Source organism: Sideroxydans lithotrophicus ES-1 (genome assembly GCF_000025705.1).
Lineage (GTDB): Bacteria > Pseudomonadota > Gammaproteobacteria > Burkholderiales > Gallionellaceae > Sideroxyarcus > Sideroxyarcus lithotrophicus.
The window spans coordinates 1,384,854-1,405,260 of record NC_013959.1; the positions used below are offsets into that span (position 1 = coordinate 1,384,854).

Here is a 20,407-nt window from a genome sequence, read left to right on the forward strand (position 1 = left end):
GCGTATCGCAGTACTCAGTTCGGTTTACTTCGTTGCGGCCAAGGTCGGCCTGGCGCTGGCGCTGGTACACGACACCGTCACGCTGTTCTGGCCGCCTTCCGGGATCGCGCTCGCTGCATTGTTGCTCTTCGGCTGGCGGCTCTTTCCCGCGATCATCATCGGTGAATTCTTCGCCAATCTTGGGACTGAGCTCACTCCGCTTGGTGCCTTTGGTCTTGCCTGCGGCAATGCCCTCGAAGCGTTGCTTGGCTATTACCTTTTGCGACACCGTGTCAGTTTCAACGAACGTCTGAGCACAATCCGCGATGTAGGTCTGTTGTTTGTGTTCGGTGCGCTGGCCAGTCCCCTGGTGGCCGCTTTGAATGGTGCCTGGTGGATCAAACTTTCAACTGGCGAGTCATGGCAGGATTACATCCATACTGTGCAGTACTGGTGGATGGGCGATGCCCTGGGTATCGCGCTGTTCACTACGACGATACTTGCATGGACACGCGGCGATTCCATTGTCTGGAGTTATGAGAGGGTACGCCGGGGCGTGCTGGCTGCAGTGGTGTTGCTGTTGACTTGCTGGATATTGTTCCTCGATCTGCCGGGCAGATTGCTGGAATTCGGCCTGTTCTTCCCGCTGTTGATCTGGATCGCACTCAATTTCGATCTGCGCTGTGTCAGCGGTGCACTATTGTTGATCTTCCTCAGTTCGATATTGGGTTTGCTGTCGCTTGGTGATTTGCGCGGCAGCAGCCTGGATACGCTGGTCAATTTCGTCTGGTTGTACAACCTGCTGTTCGGGCTGACTGCGCTGAGTGTGGCGGTGCTGAACGCTCAGCACAGGCGCAGCGAGCATGCGCTGAAATTGAGCGAGGACAATCTCAACCGTGCCCAGTCGATTGTCGGTATCGGTAGCTGGCATCTGGACATAGTCAACAACTGCCTGCAATGGTCTGACGAGACCTATCACATCTTTGGTGTCGCGGAAGGAACGCCGCTCAATTACGAGGTGTTCCTCGAGCACGTTCACGCGGATGACAGGGACCTGGTCAACCGGACATGGCAACAGGCATTGCTGCGTCAGCCGTATGACATCGAACATCGGATCCTGGTGAATGGGGAAATCAGATGGGTGCGCGAAAAAGCGAATCTGGATTTTGATGCGCACGGCAATGCCGTCTACGCCATCGGTACCGTACGTGACATCACGCGCTACAAACAGGAAGAAGCCACCCTGCGGCTGGCGGCGAGGGTGTTTGACAGCAGTGGCGAGGCCATCCTGATCACGGATGAGAATGTCCGTGTCGTCGCGGTCAACCATTCGTTCGTCGCAATGAGCGGCTATCGCTCTGAAGAGGTGATGGGCAAGAACCCGCGGATGTTGTCTTCCGGACGCCACGATGCCGAGTTCTACCGGGCCATGTGGGACGACATCAACCAGCATGGCTACTGGCAAGGCGAGATATGGGACAAACACAAGAGCGGGCGCATCTACCCGAAGTGGATGTCGATCACCGCCGTGCGCGACGAGCATGGAAAGGTGGTCAACTATATATCCATCGCGCGCGACACGACCGAGCAGACCGAAGCGGAAAAGAACATCCATTTCCTTGCTTACTACGACGTGCTGACAGGGTTGCCGAACCGCACCCTGTTGCGCGATCGTCTGGGGCAGATGATCGCAGTAGCGCATCGCGACAAACATCAGTTCTCCCTGATATTCCTGGATCTCGATCGATTCAAGTACATCAATGATTCGATGGGGCACTCGGTTGGCGACCGGCTGCTGCAGTCAGTCGCCTTGCGCATCCAGGATTGCGTGCGCGAGGGCGACACGGTTGCGCGTCTTGGAGGCGACGAATTCATCGTACTGTTGCGCGAGGCGGGAGAAAGTGCCGCCTCTGTGGTGGCGCAGAAATTGTTGATTGCCCTGGCGACCCCTTATGATCTGGACGGTCAGGTCATCTCCACGCAAGCGAGCATCGGCATCAGCATCTATCCTGATCAGGCCCAGGATGCCGACACGCTCATCAAGAATGCCGATATGGCGATGTATCGCGCCAAGGAAGAAGGGCGCAACAATTTCCAGTTCTTCGTGCCGGAGATGAATTTCCGCGTCGATCTGCTGTTTTCCATGGAAAAGGACCTGCGCCTGGCACTGGAGCGCGGCGAACTGTTTTTGCAATATCAGCCACAGGCCGACCTGGCGAGCGGCACACTGAGCGGTGTGGAGGCATTGATACGCTGGGACCACCCGGTGAAAGGACAGGTTTCGCCAGCCGAGTTCATTCCGGTAGCGGAAGAGACCGGGCAGATCGTCGCCATCGGGGAATGGGTTTTGCGTACCGCTTGCAGTCAAATGGCGGAATGGCGCAAGACCGGCATGCACGATCTGACCATCGCGGTGAATCTGTCGATCAGGCAGTTGCGCCAGCCGGATCTGGCGGAACTCATCAAATCGGTATTGCTGGAAACTGGGCTGGACGCGCGTCATCTGGAACTGGAGATCACCGAAGGCATCATGATGGGCGACAATCAGGCAGCCTTCCGTTTTCTGAGCGAAATGCAGGATCTGGGTGTGCAATTGTCCATCGATGACTTTGGTACGGGTTTCTCCAGCCTGAACTATCTGAAGCAGATGCCTGTGAACAAACTCAAGATCGACCAGTCCTTCATTCGCGATATCGAAACCGACGAAGGCGATGCTGCCATCATCCGTTCCATCATCAGTTTGGGGCATCGACTTAATCTGCGCGTGATTGCCGAAGGGGTGGAGACGCAGGAACAGCTCGATTTTCTGCGCATACGCGGCTGCGACGAGATACAGGGATATTTCTACTCTCGTCCGTTGCTGGCAGAAGACTTTATGCGCTTCGTCAAGGCTCCGCCGCGCCTGAATTGATCCGATTCTGTTGCCAATAACGGGCGTGGGTCGTGCGATAGCGCTCTATCCGGAAATCCCGTGCATCCATCCGGATGTCCACCGCACCATCTTCATCCGAACGCAATATCTCGCTACCCGCCGCGCGATATCGTTCTACGACCTCGTCTTTGGGATGGCCGAAGCGGTTGAGGTATCCCGCAGTGAACATCGCATAGCGCGGGTGTACCGCATCCACGAAAGCAGGAGACGAAGAACTTTTGCTGCCGTGATGCGGGACGAGCAGGAAAGTGGTGCGCAACTCCTGCGGGTGCAGCCTGGTCAAGCGCGATTCGGCCAATCTTTCGGCATCGCCGGCAAGCAATACACTGTGCCGTCCGGTGCTGATGCGCAAGATGCAACTGCGTTCGTTGTCATGCTGCGGGTAGAGGGGCGTCTGCAATTTTGCGGGGCTGAGCATTTCGAAACGCACACCATCCCATTCCCAGGACTGGCCGTCGAAGCATGCCTCGTTGTGTGCGGCGAGTTGCAGTTTGGGGTGTGTGTCCGGCAAGGAGGAAATGACATTGGTGACCGGGATGCCGCTCAATACGGATTCTGTGCCGCCGATATGGTCGACATCGTCGTGCGACAGCACGAGTGTGTCCAGATGCAGGATACCCATGCCGCGCAACGCAGGCAGCAATATGCGGTTGCCGCTATCCGCTTCGCCGGAGAAATCCGGGCCGGTGTCATAGAGCAGTGCATGAGCGTGCGTCTGCACTGCCACAGACAGACCCTGTCCCACATCGAATACGACCAGCCGGGCACCGCCTGCAGCCGGGCGTTCGGGAGCGACCAGGAACATCGGCAGCAGCAGCAGACTGCCCAGCCAGCGCATCGGGAATCCGCGCGGGGATAACAACCACAAGGCACCGCCGATACCGGCCAAGATCGTCCAGGCTGGCGGCGCATGCTGCGACCACACCACGTAGGGCAACTTGTCCAGCAGATGCAGCAGGTACATGCACAAGGTCATCGCCTCGTGGGCGACGTACAGCATCCATTCGAACGGCGGCAGGGTGCCAAGCAGGGTGAGCGGAACCACAATGAAGCTCACCAGCGGGATGGCAAAGGCGTTGGCGAGGGGAGATACCAGCGACAGTTGCTGAAATAGGGCCAGCAGGGGCGGGATCAGCCCGATCATCATCGCCCATTGCACCTTGCCATATTCCCTGAGCCAATGCTGCCTCCGCAAACGATTCGCGGTGACGTAGAAGATCAAGGCGACTGCGCCGAACGACAGCCAGAAGCCGGGCGACAATACTGCCCAGGGATCGGCAAGCAGCACTACCATGAGTGCATATGCCAGCAACTGGGAAGGCGAGACGTTGCGTGAAAGCATCAGCATCAATCCGATGGTGACCAGCATGTACAGCGTGCGCTGGGCTGGGACTTCAAAGCCGGACACCAGCGTGTAGAACAGCGCGGCCAGGATGCCTGCCAGCGCTGCCGCCTTGCGCGCGGGGAACCATAGCGTGAGACGTATGCTGCGCCGCCACAGCCAGTAGACGGCGGCGAAGACCAGCCCGGCGAGCATGGTGATATGCAGGCCGGAGATGCTCATCAGATGATTGACGCCGGTGCGCGTGAACAGCTGCCAGTCCGATTGCGAGATGCCGGATTGATCGCCGATCGCCAGGGCGGTCAGGACGCCGGTATAGGGCGCATCGCTGAGAGTCTTGCGAAAATGGGTGCGTATCGTCTCGCGCAGCCGTTGTACCAGATACGCCGGACTGGAGGTCTGTTCCGACAGCATTTTGTTGTCGCCCCTGGCATACACATAGCCGATGGCGCGGATGTTTCTTTCCAATGCCCAGGCTTCAAAATCGAAGTTGTATGGATTGCTGCTGCCATGCGGTTGTTTCAGGCGCACGGTGAGCTGCCAGCGTTGGCCAGCGCTCATCTTCAGGGGTTCTTTGCTGTCGCCATCGTAAGTGGCGAGCTGGATATGGCGAGGTACATGTGCGCCAACTGTCTGCACACTTTCCACATCGAACTGAAAACGCAGTCCGCGTTCATGTAATCTGGGCATCTCTGCTACGATGCCGGTGAGCACGATGTTCTTGCCCTGCCACTCAGCCGACAGTTGGTCGGACAGGCGATGCTGGGCGATCCATGCGGCATAGCAAAAACCCAGCAGTGCGGCACCGATAAGCAATGCGGCATGGCGTGCAATGACCAGCAACCTGCCGTTCTGGCGCGGCAGCAGGAGCAAGGCTGCGGCAATGGGCCAATAGGCGGGGAGCACAGGCAATGCTGCTTGCTGCTGCAGATACCACACGCCAAGAGTAAAAAAGAGAGAAAACCAAACCATGGTGCGTAGCGTACCGCAAAATCATAGAATCCACTCATGCGCAGATATTTCCGTGAACGACTCCCCGACCATAACGGCATCCTGAATCATCGCTGGCTGAGTCCCGTGCGACATTGGTTGCATCATCCCAACCTGTGGCACCTGCATCGCCGGTCTGTAGCCGGCGGTGTGGCCATCGGATTGTTCTGCGGGCTGATTCCTGGGCCGCTGCAAATGATCTCGGCCGTGTTGATGGCGGTGATGTTGCGCGTCAATCTGCCAGTGGCTGTGTTTACTACGCTCTATACCAACCCGTTCACCATTGTGCCCCTGTATCTGCTGGCCTATGAGATCGGCATTTTGGTGAGCGGTGCATCGAGCAACACGGCAGTGCCGGCTTTTCCGGAGTTGCACTGGAGCAACGGATTTTCCCAGATGTGGACATGGCTGATGGCCCTAGGCAAACCCCTGTTGATCGGACTCCCGGTGCTGGCCATCGGCCTTGCTATCATCGGCTATATGGCTATGCGCCTGTTTTGGCGGGTCTTTGTCGTGCTGAAATGGCGCAAACGGCATGCAAAAAAACCAGGAACTTTCATCAACTAATCGAGTCTGAGTAGTTGTCCTGCAGATGCGAGCAGGATATCGGGTTAACTTTTAAGAGGTGTCAGATGAAAAAAGCATATGAAGAAGTGGCTAAGTTCGTTCGTTGGGTGATCGCCGGCGTGATGGCGTTTATCGTTGTATTACCAGCAGTCACATCCATCAGCTTGTCCAACTAACACTCTGTAATCATCAGCCCCGGCGAGCGATCTCCGGGGCTTTGTTTTGCCTGGAATTTATAGACTGGCTTGTTTGGAAGCTCATCCGGGACATGCGCTGGACGGTGCGACATCGAGGATGTCCGACGCAGCTTGGGAGCACGGGAAATACTGCTGCAACGATACTGCAGTACATTCGATTCAAGGATGTTTCTGGAGCGATTAATGAAACAGGCAGTCCTTGCATCGACCCGGAACTTCTTTCAACGGTGGCGCCGGAGTCTTTTGCCCGGCAGCTGTCCGGATTGCATCAATATCGAGGTGAAAGATGAAAATTATTTATGAGACTGTATCCAAATTCATACGGTGGGGCGTCATTGATGTGATCGTAGCCATCATTGCGTTGCCGTTATTCATGTCCATCGTATCTTCGATCTAGGACCCGAAAAAATAATGCCCAGGCGCGTGGCTGAGCGCCGGGGCTTTTATTGGTGGCGGCATCCGGCACGGCGATTGCCATTCCAGTCACCAGTCTTGAGTTTGAGCGGCAATGGTTATGCCGCAGTGGAACGAGTTCTTTCCAGGTGCAGTTCAGATTGCCGCAATATGTTTTCCATCGGCCTCGACAGCATGCTGCGTGCTTCCATGTATGCGGTAGAGGTCTCATCCAGGAACAGGCCTTCCAGATATGATATGCGGATGGCATCGTAGAGTTCGGCATCGGCCCGGTCGAACAGGTCGGCGATCATGAGCAGATGCCTGCGTACAGTGGCGTAATCGCGGCCTGCGATGGCTTCCTTGGTGGCCAGTTTCAATGCGCCGACTTCCAGATGCACGATGCCGAAATCGCTCTCTTCGATGCGAGCGGCGACCTCGGGCAGATACAGTGTGACTATCTTCATGAAATCGGCCCGTTTCACCAGCGGCTTGCTTTGTTGATGAGCCACCATGCGCCGCAGCGAGGCGAACGTCTTGAAATCCAGCAGGTGCTCAAAGGGTTGCATGGTGCCGTCGGCGACAGGCAGGTTGGCGAGCGTGAGTAAAGGTGATGGGAAGGGAATCATGGTTGTCGCTCCTCTTGTCAGGGTTTGGAGCAGGCTATTCCCTTCTCGTTACATGGTGATGACGGAAAGATTGCAGCTGGTCTTATGAGGTCACGCCTGGTGCAGCGTGCCGTCGATCAGACGCAACTTGCGTTGCATTCTGCTCGCGAGTTCGAGGTCGTGGGTGACGATGATGAAGCTGGTGTTGAGCTTGGCGTTGAGGCTCTGCATCAGGTCGAACAGGGTGGAGGCCGAAGCGCGGTCCAGGTTGCCGGTCGGTTCGTCGGCCAGCACGCAAGCGGGCTGGGTGACCAGGGCGCGGGCTACAGCGACGCGTTGGCGTTCACCGCCGGAAAGCTCGGCGGGCAGATGGTGCAGGCGTTTTCCCAGCCCTACCTGCTCCAGCATGGTGGCTGCATGCGGATGCGCCTCGGCAGGTTTCATGCCGCGTATCAACAGGGGCATGGCCACGTTCTCCAGTGCCGTGAACTCGTTCAGCAAGTGGTGGAACTGATAGACGAAGCCGAGCGAATGATTGCGCAGTTCGCCACGCTGGGTCTCGTTCATCGCGGAAACGTCATTTCCCAATATGCTGACACTGCCGCTGCTGATGCTGTCCAATCCGCCGAGCAGATGGAGCAGGGTGCTTTTGCCGGAACCGGAAGCGCCGACGATGGCGATACGCTCGCCGCGCGCCACTTCCAGGTTGACGCCATTCAGCACGGGGACGTTCAGGTTGCCTTGAGAATAGGTCTTGCGCAGGTCGCGGCAGGAGATCACCGGTTTCTTATTCATAGCGCAGTGCCTCTGCAGGTTGTATCTTGGCCGCGCGCCAGCTCGGATAGAGCGTGGCAAGCAGGCTGATGAGGAAAGACATGCCGGCGACCACGAATACGTCGGCTTTTTGCAGGTCGGAGGGCAGTTCGCTGATGTAATAGAACTCCTTGGACAGGAAATGCACGCCGAATAACTGTTCGATGAAGGGGACTATCGTGCCGATGTTGAGCGCGATCAGGACGCCGCCGATGACGCCGGTCGCCATTCCGATGAGCCCGATCAGCATGCCCTGTACCATGAATATCTGCATGATGCTCCTGGGCGATGCGCCCATCGTGCGCAGTATCGCGATGTCGGCCTGCTTGTCGGTGACCGCCATCACCAGCGTGGACACGATGTTGAAGGCGGCGACCAGCACGATGAGCGACAGGATGATGAACATCATGCGCTTTTCCATCGCCACCACGCTGAAGTAGTTGGCGTTCTGGCGAGTCCAGTCGGTGGCGTAGGTGTCTTTCGGCAGCTTGTCTTCCAGCTTGTAGGCGACTTGCGGTGCCAGATCGAGATTGTGCAGGCTGCCGCTGATGCCGCTCACGCTGTTGCCCATGCGATAGAGCTTCTGGGCATCCTCAAGATTGATCAAGGCGAGCGCATTGTCATAGGGCGACATGCCGATCTCGAAGATGCCGGCCACGTGGAATTGTTTCAGGCGCGGCAACATGCCGGCGGGGGTGATCTGCCCTTGCGGCGTGATCAGCAAGACAGTGTCGCCGACATGAGCACCCAGTGCGCGAGCCAGGTCGACCCCGAGCACGATGTTGAAACTTCCTGCACGCAGGTCGCCCAGTGCGCCGTTCTTCATCTTGTCGCCCAGGCCGGTAAGTCTTTGTTCGGCATCGGGCAGGATGCCGCGGACCATCACGCCTTGCACGCTTTCATTCAGCGATACCATGCCCTGGCCGTCCACGTATGGCGCGGCAGCACGAACCTCCGGGTCCCTGGCTACGATACCCAGAACATGCTGCCAGTCGTTGAGTTGCCCGCTGTCGCTCATGACCTGCAAATGAGGGGTGACCCCCAGGATGCGGGCGCGTATCTCTTTCTGGAACCCGTTCATCACGGACAGGACCACGATCAGCGCCATCACGCCCAAGCCGATGCCCAGCATGGATATCATCGAGATGAAGGAGATGAAATGATTGCGGCGTTTGGCTCGGGTGTAGCGCAGGCCGATGAAAAGTTCGTAAGGTTGCAAGACAAATGCTCGAAATGACGACGGGCGCTAGTTTGCCACAAGAGCATGGATAGCGGGATGGTAAACTTCCGCCATGAAACATTTCAGCCTGATCATTCCCAATCTGTTTCCTCCACAAGAATTTGCTGCAGAAGTATGTGCAGGATTGCATCTGCCCGCACTGCAAAAAATGCTGGCACGCGGAAGTGTCAGTGACTCCACCATCGGGTCGCTGGAGGATTGGCTATGTGCCGCGTTTGGAGCGCAATCCGTTGCGCCGGTACGTGCCGCTGCCGATGGGCTGGGTACGGACAAGGGGTACTGGTTGTGCGCCGACCCGGTGAATCTGGAATTGCAGCGTGCGCAGATGCTGCTGTTGCCGGACGTGATGCTAAGCCATGATGAAACAGCTGCGATATGTGCCGCCCTGAACGAACACTTTGCCGGGACAGGACTGTATTTTGCCGCACCGCATCCGCGACGCTGGTATGTGCAACTGGAAGAAGATCCCCGGATGACGACCTCGCTGTTGAGCCAGGTGGCCTGGCGCGATGCGAAGTTCCACCAGCCGCAGGGGGCTGATGCATTGCGCTGGCAGCGTCTGGTCACCGAGATACAGATGCTGCTGCATGCGCACCCGCTGAATCAGGCGCGCGCGGCGCGCGGCGAGTTGATGATAGGCAGTCTGTGGCTCTGGGGCGGAGGAAGATCGGTGCCATTGCGGAAAGTCTTCGATGTGGTCGGGGGGGATAGCGGGCTGGCCAGGATATTTGCACGGCAGACAGGTGCAGTCCAGGCCGAATCGTTACCTGCGATGCTGGACGGAGGATATGGAAGCGGCTTGTGGGTGATTGATTCGCCGGGAGATGCGTTGCAACGCGGCGATCTCTACAGGTGGCGGGAGGCAGTACAGCGAATCGAGCTGGAATATGCCCAGCCTTTGCTGAAGGCCCTGCAAACAGGCGGGGTGCAGCGGCTGACGCTGGAGGTGTTGCGGGAAGGAGGATCGCGACGTTTCGAACTGACGCGCGCCGCTGTCTGGAAGCTATGGCGCCCAGCGCGGCCGCTGACCCGATACGCAGTGTAGAATGCGTGCACTTTGAGCGGACTGGATCTATGAGCTTCTGGGACAACATGACGGGTTACATCTGGAGCGACGTGACTTTTCCGTTGCTGCTCATGGTGGTGTGCATCGCGATATTGCTTTTGCATTTCCGCCGCGAAGACCGTGCAAGTCTCATCAATACGGTAAGTTTCTTCCTCATCTGCCTGTTCGGGCAGTTCATCAGTGGCCTGTTGCATGCCCTGGAGTACTTGCGGGCGGCGGATGTGACGCACGAGGTATTTGTCATCGGTGCCGGTATCGCCGTGATCCGCCTGTGGGGGCTGCTGGTGTTCCGCATCGTGTTGCCTGCGGTCAAGGTCAGGCCGCCGCGGATCACCGAGGATATCTTCGTCATCATCGCCTACGTGGCGTGGTTCATGGTGCGTCTGCGCTATGCCGGACTCGATCTGGGCAGCATCCTGGCAACGTCGGCAATGATCACGGCAGTCGTTGCATTCGCCATGCAGGACACCCTTGGCAACATCCTTGGTGGTTTGGCGCTGCAGCTGGACAATTCGATCGAGGTCGGCGACTGGATCAAGGTGGATGATATCGCCGGCAAGGTGGTGGACATCCGCTGGCGCTCCACGCTGGTGGAGACGCGCAACTGGGAGACCGTGGTATTCCCGAACAGCCAGCTGATGAAGAACAAATTCATGGTGCTGGGGCGCCGCACCGACCAGCCGGTGCAATGGCGGCGCTGGGTATGCTTCAACGTCGCCCTGGAGGTGGCGCCGACCAGAGTGGTGAGTCTGGTGGAAGAATCGATCCTGCAGACCGATATCGCCAATGTGGCGAAAACACCGGCTCCCAATTGCGTGCTGATGGATATGGACGCCAAGGGATATGCACGATATGCCCTGCGTTACTGGCTGACGGACCTGCTACCCGATGACCCGACCGATGCCATGTTGCGCTGGCATATCATGTCTGCATTGCAGCGGGCGGGAATCAAGCTGGCGGTGGAAGAACACAGCGTCCATCTCACCAAGGAAAACGAGAAATACGACGAATTGGTGCGCCAGCGCGAAGTGATGTTGCGGATCAAGACGTTACGGCGGGTCGAGCTGTTTTCCCAGCTCAACGAGACCGAACTGACGGGATTGGCCCAACGGTTACGCTACTCACCGTTCGCCAAAGGCAACGTCATCACCAGGCAGGGAGATACACACTCGCAATGGCTGTATATCATCATCAACGGCGAGGCAGAGGTGTATGTCGATGCGCCCACTGGCAAGCGCCGCGCCGTACGCACTTTGGGACGCGGCGATTTCTTTGGGGAGATGGGACTGATGACGGGGGCGCCGCGCGTGGCTTCAGTCATCGCCAAATCCGATGTAGAGTGCTACCGCATCGATAAGGATGTGGTTGAGGAGTTGCTGCATGCACGTCCCAGCATTGCCGAAGAGATATCGCATATCCTCGTCACCCGGCGAGCCGAACTGGATGTGGCGATGCAGGATCTCGATGCGACGGGGGCGCATAAAGACTTGTCGCAGCAACGCAACGAGATTCTCGCTACCATCAAGAGGTTTTTCTCTCTCAGTTGAATTGACGGTTCAAATTTAGGGCTTAATTCGCGGAGCGGCTTCCTGTATCATTCGCTCCCGGACAACACGGATATAGTGCAGATGAAAGTTACCTTTCTGGATTTCGAGCAATCGGTCTCCGAGCTGGAGAACAAGATTGAGCAATTGCGTTATGTGCAGGACGATTCCGCACTCGATATCTCCGACGAGATCGGCAGGCTGCAAAAGAAAAGCCAATCGCTGACCAAGGATATCTACGCCAAGCTCACGCCGTGGCAGATCTCGCAGGTATCACGCCATCCACAGCGCCCCTATACGCTGGATTACATCCAGCACCTGTTCACTGATTTCGAAGAGCTGCATGGCGACCGCAACTATGCGGACGACCCTGCCATCGTCGGCGGGCTGGCCCGCTTCAACGGCCAGAGCGTGATGGTCATCGGCCATCAGAAAGGCCGCGACACCAAGGAGCGCCAGTACCGCAACTTCGGCATGCCGCGTCCGGAAGGGTACCGCAAGGCGATGCGTCTGATGCGCCTGGCCGAGAAGTTCGGCATTCCCATCATGACATTCATCGATACACCCGGTGCGTATCCCGGTGTGGGCGCGGAAGAACGCGGCCAGTCCGAAGCCATCGGCAAGAATCTGTATGTGATGGCTGAACTGAAGGTGCCCATCATCTGCACCATCATCGGCGAAGGCGGTTCCGGCGGTGCGCTGGCCATCGCGGTGGGCGATGCCATGCTGATGCTGCAATACGCGACTTACTCGGTCATTTCCCCCGAAGGCTGCGCCTCCATCCTGTGGAAGAGTGCGGAAAAGGCGTCGGATGCGGCGGAAACGCTGGGCATCACGGCGACGCGCCTGAAGACCCTGGGACTGGTCGACAAGATCATCAGCGAGCCGCTGGGCGGAGCGCATCGCGACTATGCGGCGATGATGCAGGCTATGAGGAAGGCTTTGCAAGAGACGCTCAAACATGTGCAGTCGCAGACTACCAGTGAGATGCTGCAAACGCGCTTCACTCGCTTGATGAGCTATGGCAAGTTCAAGGAAATCGAACTTAGCTGAATCCGTTGCGGCGCACTTCGCGCCGCTTCTTCCCAGGCACAGTCACATCCTCGTCGGTTTGAGCGGCGGTATGGATTCCGTCGTTCTGCTGCATCTGCTGCATATCCTCGCTCCGCGTTTCGAGTGGCGGCTTTCCGCTTTGCATGTCCATCACGGCATCAGCCCGAACGCCGATGCGTGGGCGAATTTCTGCGCCGATCTTTGCGCCCGCAAGGGCATCCCGCTGCATATCGAGCGCGTCGACATCGCACCGTTGCGTGACGAGCACGGCATCGAGGCGGCTGCGCGTAAACTGCGCCACGCCGCTTTCGCCAGGCAACCCTGCGACTACGTCGCGCTGGCCCATCATGCCGACGACCAGGCTGAGACCCTGTTGCTGCAGTTGTTGCGCGGGGCCGGCGTCAAAGGGGTAGCGGCGATGCCTGCAGTCAAATCCGCCACTCCGCATGCCCGTGCCATCCTGCGCCCGCTACTCGATGTATCACGCGACGAATTGTCCGAATATGCGCAACAACAGGGGTTGCGATGGGTGGAAGACGAAAGCAATGCCGACGATGCTTATCCGCGCAATTTTCTGCGCCATCGCCTGCTGCCCCTGCTGGAGCAGCGATTCCCGGCCTATCGCGATACATTGATACGCAGTGCGCAGCATTTTGCCGAAGCGGGTGACTTGCTCGACGAACTGGCACGGCAGGATGCGCAGGATTCGCTGACGGATGGCCCTCTCGATGTGTCCCTGTTGCGTGCGCTTTCGCATTCGCGCGCCAGGAACCTGTTGCGCTATTACTTGCATATGCGGAATACGCCCATGCCCCAGGCCGTACAGCTCGATGAAATGCTGCATCAGTTATGCGATGCGCGCGATGATGCGGCAGTCTGTGTCGAGTTTGGCGGTTGGCAGTTGCGACGCTATCGGGACAAGGTCCATGTGTTTTCCGCCTTGGCCGCGTTTGACCGTAATCTGGTGTTGCCGTGGTGCGGCGACGCTGAATTGCCTTGGCCCGCATTGGAAAGGACCATTTCTTTCCGTTCGGTTCAGGGGCAGGGAGTCAGCCTCGCCAAACTGCAGCGCAAGGCGGTGACTTTAAGGTTGCGCAACGGCGGCGAATCTCTGCGTCCCCAACGCAATGCCGCGACACGCAGTCTGAAGAATTTGTTACAGGAGCGGCATGTCCCGCCCTGGCAGCGTGAACGATTGCCGTTGTTGTATAGCGGTGCCGAGTTGGTCAGTGTGATCGGCGTGGCTATCCAGGCAGATTATCAGGCGCAACAGGGCGAGGCTGGCCTGTTGGTGTCTTTTGAATAATAGGGCTATGATTCCACCGACAAGAAGTTGTTGTACCAGTGCCGCGAATATAACAAGGGAGATCACCATGAAAAGTCTGAGCGCGTTGTGCAGTATCTTGTTGTTGAGTCTGTCTCTGTCCGTATCTGCCGATCCCATCATCATCAAATTCAGCCATGTCGTTGCACCAGATACCCCCAAGGGACGTGCAGCGGAAAAATTCAAGCAATTGGCAGAAGAGTTGACCAAAGGCCGCGTCAAGGTCGAGGTCTATCCCAACAGCCAGTTGTACAAGGATCGCGAAGAACTGGAGGCATTGCAGCTTGGTTCGGTGCAGATGCTGGCGCCGTCGATGGCAAAGTTCGGACCGATGGGGGTGCGCGAGTTCGAACTGTTCGACTTGCCTTTCCTGTTCCCCAACAGCACCGTGCTGCACCGCGTCATGGACGGCGAAGTCGGCAGCAAACTGTTTGCGAAACTCGACACCAAAGGTGTGACGGGGCTGGCGTTCTGGGATAACGGCTTCAAGCAGATGAGCGCGAACCGACCGCTGCATAACGTGGGGGACTTCAAGGGGCTGAAGATGCGGATCCAGTCTTCAAAAGTGCTGGAAGCGCAGATGAGAGCCCTGGGCGCGATCCCGCAAGTGATGGCCTTCAGCGAGGTGTACACCGGCCTGCAGCAAGGTGTGGTGGACGGTACGGAGAATCCGGTATCGAATTTCTACACACAGAAGATGAACGAGGTGCAAAAGGACATGACCATCTCCAACCACGGTTACCTGGGTTATGCCGTGGTGACCAACAAGAAGTTCTGGGATGGCTTGCCCGCGGATATCCGCAGCGAGCTGACCGAGGCCATGAAGGAGGCGACCGAATACGAACGCAGCATCGCACAAAAGGATAACGACGATGCCCTGGAAAAAGTGCGTGCAGCGAAAACGACCACTATCTATGTGCTTTCTGACGCGGAACGTGCAGCGTGGCGCAAGGCTCTGGTGCCGGTGCATGCCGAGTTCGAGAATGTGATCGGCAAGGATCTGATCCAGAGCGTCTATGACGTTGAAGCGCAGGTAGCAAAAGAACAACAAAAACCTGCCGAACGCAAAAAACACGACGGCAAGAAGAAAAAGTAAGTTTGCGATCATGCCCCGGCTCGACCGGGGCTTTTTGTGCATGGGGGAGACATGTTCAACCGCATTCTGGATCGCATTGAAGAGGTGTTGATCGCCTCATTCATGGCGGCAGCGACATTGATTACGTTCACTGCTGTCGTGATGCGCTATGCGGCGGGTGAAGGCATCAGTTGGGCGCAGGAGCTGACCATCTATCTGTTCATCTGGATGGCCAAGTTCGGTGCGGCTTATGGCGTGCGCACCGGCATCCACATCGGTGTCGATTTCGTGGTGAATGCCGCAAGGCCATCCATCAAGCGTGTGCTGGTCATCATCTCCATGTTACTGGGTGTGGTTTTCACCGGCGTCATCGCGTATTTCGGCGCACGCTGGGTGATTTTCATCCATGGCACCGGGCAGACTTCGCCTGATCTGGAATGGCCGATGTGGGTGATCTACCTGGCGATCCCGTTCGGCTCCGGGTTGATGTGCTATCGCTTCATCCAGGCGCTGCACAAATTTGTCAAAACCGGGCAATTTCATAGCCACACGACCATCGGTGAGCAAGGCGAGGAGAGCCCGCTATGACTTTCCTGCTTATCGTAAGCATCTTGTTGTTGTTGTTGATCACCAGCACGCCGATCTCCATCGCCCTGGGGATGACGGTGCTGGTGTTTCTGGTCGGTTTCTCCACCTTGTCGTTCGACACTGTCGATATCATCTCGCAGCGCTTGTTTACCGGCCTGGAGAGTTTTGCCATCATGGCGGTGCCGTTCTTTGTCCTGTCCGGGCAATTTCTGATCGACGGCAAGATCGCGGCTCGCATCATCCGTTTCGCCAACAACCTGGTGGGATGGATGCCGGGCGGCATGGCGATGGCGGCGGTCGTGTCGTGCGCCTTCTTTGCCACCATTTCCGGCTCCAGTCCGGCGACAGTGATGGCCATCGGTTCGGTGATGCTGCCGGCGATGGTCAAGGCCGGCTACCCGAAACGCTTCGGCGTGGGCGTGATCGCGACGTCCGGCTCGCTCGGCATCCTCATTCCGCCGTCCATCGTGCTCATCATCTATGCCGTTTCCACCAGCGAGAGTGCCGGCAAGCTGTTCATCGCGGGCATCGTGCCGGGCATGTTGCTAGCCGTGATCCTGATGGGGCTGGTGTTCATGCAGGCCAAGCGCAGGAATTTTCCGGTCATGCCCAGACCGAGCGGCAAAGAACTGCTCAAATCCTTCCTGGATGCGTGGTGGGGATTGTTCCTGGTGGTCATCGTGATGGGCGGGATCTATGGCGGGATATTCACCCCGACCGAAGCTGCGGCCGTGGCGGCTGTCTATGCTTTCATCGCCGCCAAATTCATCTATGGCGACCTGAAATGGCGCGACGTGCCGAAATCACTGCTGGCAGGGGCGAACACCAGCGCGATGCTGCTGTACATCATCACCAATGCCATCTTGTTCTCGTTCCTGATGACGTCCGAGCAGATCCCGCAATCCATGTCCAACTGGGTATTGGCGCAGCATCTGGATCCCTGGATGTTCCTGCTGGTGGTGAACCTGGCCCTGCTGGCTGCGGGGCAGTTCATGGAGCCGACCTCGATCATTCTCATTCTCGCGCCATTGTTCCTGCCCATCGCCAAGACATTGGGCATCGATCCCATCCATCTCGGTATCATCATGACCATCAACATGGAGATCGGCATGATCCATCCGCCAGTCGGCCTCAACCTGTTCGTGGCCAGTCACATTTCGAGAATGGGATTGACCGAGGTTTCCATAGCTACCTTGCCGTGGGTGTTTGTCATGTTGGTGTATCTTGCCCTGATCACCTATGTGCCTGCGATCTCCCTCTGGTTACCGCATCTGCTCTACCCAACCCGTTGATCCGCTTGCCGGCGATGCTTCTCCGCCCTGCGACAGGGCGGGCAAACCCTGATAGAATCTCGCCCTCAGAATTTTCTGATGCACATTCATTTTGGAGAGAAGCATGGCTGTCGAACGTACCCTTTCAATCATCAAACCCGATGCTGTGGCTAAGAACGTCATCGGTCAGATATACACCCGTTTCGAGAACGCAGGCTTGAAGATCGTTGCTGCGCAGATGCGTCACCTGAATCGCGCCGAAGCAGAAGGTTTCTATGCCGTGCACAAGGCGCGCCCATTCTTCAAGGATCTGGTCGATTTCATGATTTCCGGCCCCGTGATGATCCAGGTACTGGAAGGCGAGAACGCTGTCCTCAAGCACCGTGATCTGATGGGTGCTACCGATCCGAAGAAGGCGGATAAAGGCACGATTCGGGCCGACTTCGCCGACAGCATCGATGCCAATGCGGTGCATGGATCTGACTCGGCAGAAAACGCTGCGACCGAGATTGCCTACTTCTTTGCCACAAAGAACATCCATTCCCGTTGATGCAAAATCTCCTCGACTTTGAACCGGCAGCGATGACCGCATGGTTCGCGGAACACGGCGAAAAACCGTTCCGCGCCAGGCAGGTGCTGCGCTGGATATACAAAGGCGGGGAGTCCGATTTCGATGCGATGAGCGATCTGGCGATATCGCTCCGCGAAAAACTCAAGCTGATCGCCTGTATCCAGTCCCCCAAGGTGATGCGCGAGGAGACTGCCTCCGACGGTACGCGCAAGTGGTTGCTGGATGTGGGTACAGGCAATGCGGTGGAGACGGTGTTCATTCCCGAAGAGGGCAGGGGAACGTTATGCGTTTCCACGCAGGCCGGTTGCGCGCTGGATTGCGCATTCTGTTCCACTGGCAAGCAGGGCTTCAACCGCAATCTTTCGACCGCCGAGATCATCGGTCAGGTGTGGTGGGCCAACCGCGAACTTGGCAAAGACGCCGATGGAAATTGGCCAGTCACCAATGTGGTGCTGATGGGTATGGGCGAGCCGCTGCTCAATTTCGACAACACCGTGAACGCCTTGCGCCTGATGCTGGACGACAATGCCTATGGCCTGTCGCGCCGCCGCGTGACGGTCTCCACCTCAGGCGTGGTGCCGGCGATGGACAGGCTGCGCGATGAATGCCCGGTAGCGTTGGCGATCTCGCTGCATGCGCCGAACGATGCCTTGCGCAACGTGCTGGTTCCGATCAACCAGAAATATCCGCTGCAAGAGCTGATGGCGGCCTGCCAGCGTTACCTGGAGAAGGCGCCGCGCGATTTCGTCACTTTCGAATATGTGATGCTGGCCGGGGTGAACGACAGCGTGCAGCATGCGCGGGAATTGATCGAACTGGTGCGCGACGTGCCGTGCAAATTCAATCTCATTCCTTTCAACCCGTTCCCGCAAGCGCCTTATCAGCGTTCTGACATGCCGACGGTGCTGCGTTTTCGCGATGTGCTGATGCAGGCCGGCATCGTGACCACCATACGCAAGGTCCGCGGCGACGATATCGCGGCAGCCTGCGGCCAGCTGGCGGGGCAGGTGCAGGACAAGACTAAACGAACACATCGATTGATGGAGGTGAGCCAATGAATCTTTTCAAGCTGTTTCTGATCGTGTCGTTCTTGACAGGCTGTGCTTCCGCCGGTGGGGGTTCTGAGGGCACGCCGCAACAGGATACGACGCGCGCGCAGGCGATCGCCAGAATACATACCGAATTGGCAGCTTCCTATTTCGAGCGTTCGCAATATGGCGTGGCATTGCAGGAGGTCGGTGTGGCGTTGCAGGCGAATTCCGATTTTGCGCCGGCCTATAACATGCGCGCATTGATACGGATGGCCTTGCATGAAGATGACAAGGCCGACGAAGACTTCCAGCACAGTCTGAAGCTGGACGGTACGAGCTCCGATACGCACAATAACTATGGCTGGTTCCTGTGCCAGCGCGGCCATACCAAGGAAGCAATCAAGCAGTATCAGGCAGCGCTGGATAATCCGCTCTATGCCACACCCGAGCTTGCTTATGCGAACATGGGCATGTGCTACAAGAAGGCGGGGTCGATGAAGGAAGCGGAAAGCAATCTGCAGCGGGCCCTGGTTCTGCATCCCGATATGCCGAACGCGCTGTATGGCCTGGCGGACTTGAGTTACAGCAAGGGGGATTTCGCGGCGGCAAAATCCTATTTCAGGCGTTTCTCGCAGGGAGCTTCAGATTTGAATGCCGAGCAGTTGTGGCTGGCGGTTCGTATCGAACGGAAGATGCACGATCTCAATTCCGAGGCCAGTTATGCCCTCCAATTGCGCAAGAATTTCCCCGATTCCCGTGAAGTTCAACTGATGTTTCAAGGGCAGTGATGGATACAGCAGACGTTGTCGCCAACGCGCGAAAAGAAAATATCTCCCCCCTGCAGTCCAAGCTTGATGTTGGCCTGACCCTGCGGCAGACGCGCGAGCAACTGGGAATGAGCGTGCATGATATTGCCGAGCGTATCAAGTTTGCTCCGAGGCAAGTCGAGGCGTTGGAGGCCAATGATTTCGAGCATCTGCCAGAACCAGCTTTTTTGCGCGGCTTTGTGCGCAGCTATGCGCGTGTTTTGCAGCTGGACGACGTGGCATTGGTCGCATCCTTGCCTTCAGCGCCCGGCAAGCAGGTTACGATCAAGACGCAGGCAGTGAATGTGCCATTCCCGACTTTGCAGTCGTTGCGACGCATTAATGTGATGTGGCTGGTCGGGGCACTCGGCGTGGCGCTTGTGCTTGGCTGGTTCGTACTGATGCACAAGGTCGATACGACGGTGAAATCTGCAAAGGTCGTTGTCGAATCTGTTCCTTTGCCTGCGACTGAAACAGCGGTTTCCGCACCTGCGGATACGGGGGCTCAACCTGTGGCAGCCGAGCCGGCCGGAATCATCGAGCGCGAAAAGCAACATGCGTCTGTCGAAACAGCCGAACCTGAAAAAAGGCATGAATCTGCTACGGCCACTGAAGCCGATAAGACTGCCAAGCCAGCCAAAGTTGCCGAACCTGAAAAGAAACCTGAACCTGCCAAGATCAAGCAGCACGAAGTGAAAGCCTTGCCTCAAATCGATGCGGCATCTGCGCCTGCTGTGGCTGTCAAGACAGAGATTCCTCTGGAAATACTCAAGCGCCGTCCCCTGCATTTCGTGTTCACCGAAAGTGCGTGGGCTGAGGTGATAGATTCACACGGTGCCGTATTGCTATCGAGGAACAATCCGCGCGGTACTGAAAAATGGATCGGTGGACCGCGACACGAACCCTATGACATATCCATATCGCATCCGGAACACGTCAAACTGTATTACCGGGGACAGGAAGTCGATCTTTCGGCTTACGCGGGGATGGATGTTGCGCACTTGAAAGTGGAGTGAG

At 57.4% G+C, this 20,407-nt stretch carries 17 protein-coding genes; 13 read left to right on the forward strand and 4 right to left on the reverse strand.

Annotated features, from left to right (window positions below):
* The first annotated feature begins 4 nt into the window (after positions 1-4).
* On the forward strand, positions 5-2,890 hold the full coding sequence (locus SLIT_RS06940) for a bifunctional diguanylate cyclase/phosphodiesterase (RefSeq protein ID WP_223293849.1): 2,886 nt from the start codon (positions 5-7) through the stop codon (positions 2,888-2,890).
* On the opposite strand, the gene SLIT_RS06945 is transcribed toward SLIT_RS06940, so the two are convergent.
* Entirely contained in the window at positions 2,865-5,225 is a 2,361-nt protein-coding gene (locus SLIT_RS06945) for a DNA internalization-related competence protein ComEC/Rec2 (RefSeq protein ID WP_013029531.1), read from the reverse strand. The two genes, SLIT_RS06940 and SLIT_RS06945, sit on opposite strands and share 26 nt — an antisense overlap.
* 36 nt (positions 5,226-5,261) lie before the next feature.
* Here SLIT_RS06945 and SLIT_RS06950 point away from each other — a divergent pair, with 36 nt between their 5' ends.
* On the forward strand, positions 5,262-5,810 hold the full coding sequence (locus tag SLIT_RS06950) for a DUF2062 domain-containing protein (RefSeq protein WP_013029532.1): 549 nt from the start codon (positions 5,262-5,264) through the stop codon (positions 5,808-5,810).
* Between the two features lie 709 nt (positions 5,811-6,519).
* Here the strand turns inward: SLIT_RS06950 and SLIT_RS06955 are convergent.
* The 3 genes from SLIT_RS06955 to SLIT_RS06965 form a co-directional block, all read right to left on the reverse strand.
* Entirely contained in the window at positions 6,520-7,029 is a 510-nt protein-coding gene (locus SLIT_RS06955; protein ID WP_013029535.1) for a DUF7674 family protein, read from the reverse strand.
* Positions 7,030-7,119: 90 nt separating this feature from the next.
* Positions 7,120-7,803, reverse strand: coding sequence for a lipoprotein-releasing ABC transporter ATP-binding protein LolD (gene lolD / locus SLIT_RS06960; RefSeq protein WP_013029536.1), 684 nt, complete (start codon positions 7,801-7,803; stop codon positions 7,120-7,122).
* Positions 7,796-9,040: a lipoprotein-releasing ABC transporter permease subunit gene (locus SLIT_RS06965; RefSeq protein WP_013029537.1), complete on the reverse strand. Its 1,245-nt coding sequence runs from the start codon at positions 9,038-9,040 to the stop codon at positions 7,796-7,798. The genes lolD and SLIT_RS06965 overlap by 8 nt, the downstream gene beginning before the upstream one ends.
* A 73-nt stretch (positions 9,041-9,113) precedes the next feature.
* Between SLIT_RS06965 and SLIT_RS06970 the strand changes: the two genes are divergently transcribed.
* The 11 genes from SLIT_RS06970 to SLIT_RS07020 all read left to right on the forward strand — a co-directional run bounded on the left by SLIT_RS06970 (position 9,114) and on the right by SLIT_RS07020 (position 20,406).
* Positions 9,114-10,106, forward strand: coding sequence for a 2,3-bisphosphoglycerate-independent phosphoglycerate mutase (locus tag SLIT_RS06970; RefSeq protein ID WP_013029538.1), 993 nt, complete (start codon positions 9,114-9,116; stop codon positions 10,104-10,106).
* A gap of 29 nt (positions 10,107-10,135) precedes the next feature.
* Positions 10,136-11,674 carry a mechanosensitive ion channel family protein gene (locus SLIT_RS06975; protein WP_013029539.1) on the forward strand — a complete coding sequence of 513 codons (1,539 nt, stop codon included), beginning with the start codon at positions 10,136-10,138 and terminating at the stop codon, positions 11,672-11,674.
* A gap of 81 nt (positions 11,675-11,755) precedes the next feature.
* A complete protein-coding gene (locus tag SLIT_RS06980; protein WP_013029540.1) occupies positions 11,756-12,724 on the forward strand; it encodes an acetyl-CoA carboxylase carboxyltransferase subunit alpha in 969 nt (322 codons plus the stop codon).
* Positions 12,693-14,030 carry a tRNA lysidine(34) synthetase TilS gene (tilS, locus tag SLIT_RS06985; RefSeq protein ID WP_013029541.1) on the forward strand — a complete coding sequence of 446 codons (1,338 nt, stop codon included), beginning with the start codon at positions 12,693-12,695 and terminating at the stop codon, positions 14,028-14,030. Before SLIT_RS06980 ends, tilS begins: the two co-directional genes overlap by 32 nt.
* Before the next feature lie 67 nt (positions 14,031-14,097).
* Positions 14,098-15,144 (forward strand): TRAP transporter substrate-binding protein, encoded by a 1,047-nt coding sequence (locus SLIT_RS06990; protein ID WP_013029542.1) that lies wholly within the window; start codon positions 14,098-14,100, stop codon positions 15,142-15,144.
* Between the two features lie 51 nt (positions 15,145-15,195).
* On the forward strand, positions 15,196-15,711 hold the full coding sequence (locus tag SLIT_RS06995; protein WP_013029543.1) for a TRAP transporter small permease: 516 nt from the start codon (positions 15,196-15,198) through the stop codon (positions 15,709-15,711).
* On the forward strand, positions 15,708-17,003 hold the full coding sequence (locus SLIT_RS07000) for a TRAP transporter large permease (protein WP_013029544.1): 1,296 nt from the start codon (positions 15,708-15,710) through the stop codon (positions 17,001-17,003). The genes SLIT_RS06995 and SLIT_RS07000 overlap by 4 nt, the downstream gene beginning before the upstream one ends.
* Positions 17,004-17,106: 103 nt before the next feature.
* Positions 17,107-17,532, forward strand: a complete 426-nt coding sequence (gene ndk, locus SLIT_RS07005; RefSeq protein WP_013029545.1) for a nucleoside-diphosphate kinase — start codon at positions 17,107-17,109, stop codon at positions 17,530-17,532.
* Positions 17,532-18,611: a dual-specificity RNA methyltransferase RlmN gene (gene rlmN, locus SLIT_RS07010; RefSeq protein WP_013029546.1), complete on the forward strand. Its 1,080-nt coding sequence runs from the start codon at positions 17,532-17,534 to the stop codon at positions 18,609-18,611. The genes ndk and rlmN overlap by 1 nt, the downstream gene beginning before the upstream one ends.
* Complete coding sequence (gene pilW / locus SLIT_RS07015; RefSeq protein WP_013029547.1) at positions 18,608-19,372, forward strand: type IV pilus biogenesis/stability protein PilW; 765 nt, start codon at positions 18,608-18,610, stop codon at positions 19,370-19,372. The genes rlmN and pilW overlap by 4 nt, the downstream gene beginning before the upstream one ends.
* Positions 19,372-20,406, forward strand: coding sequence for a helix-turn-helix domain-containing protein (locus SLIT_RS07020; protein WP_013029548.1), 1,035 nt, complete (start codon positions 19,372-19,374; stop codon positions 20,404-20,406). The genes pilW and SLIT_RS07020 overlap by 1 nt, the downstream gene beginning before the upstream one ends.
* Position 20,407: the final 1 nt, after the last annotated feature.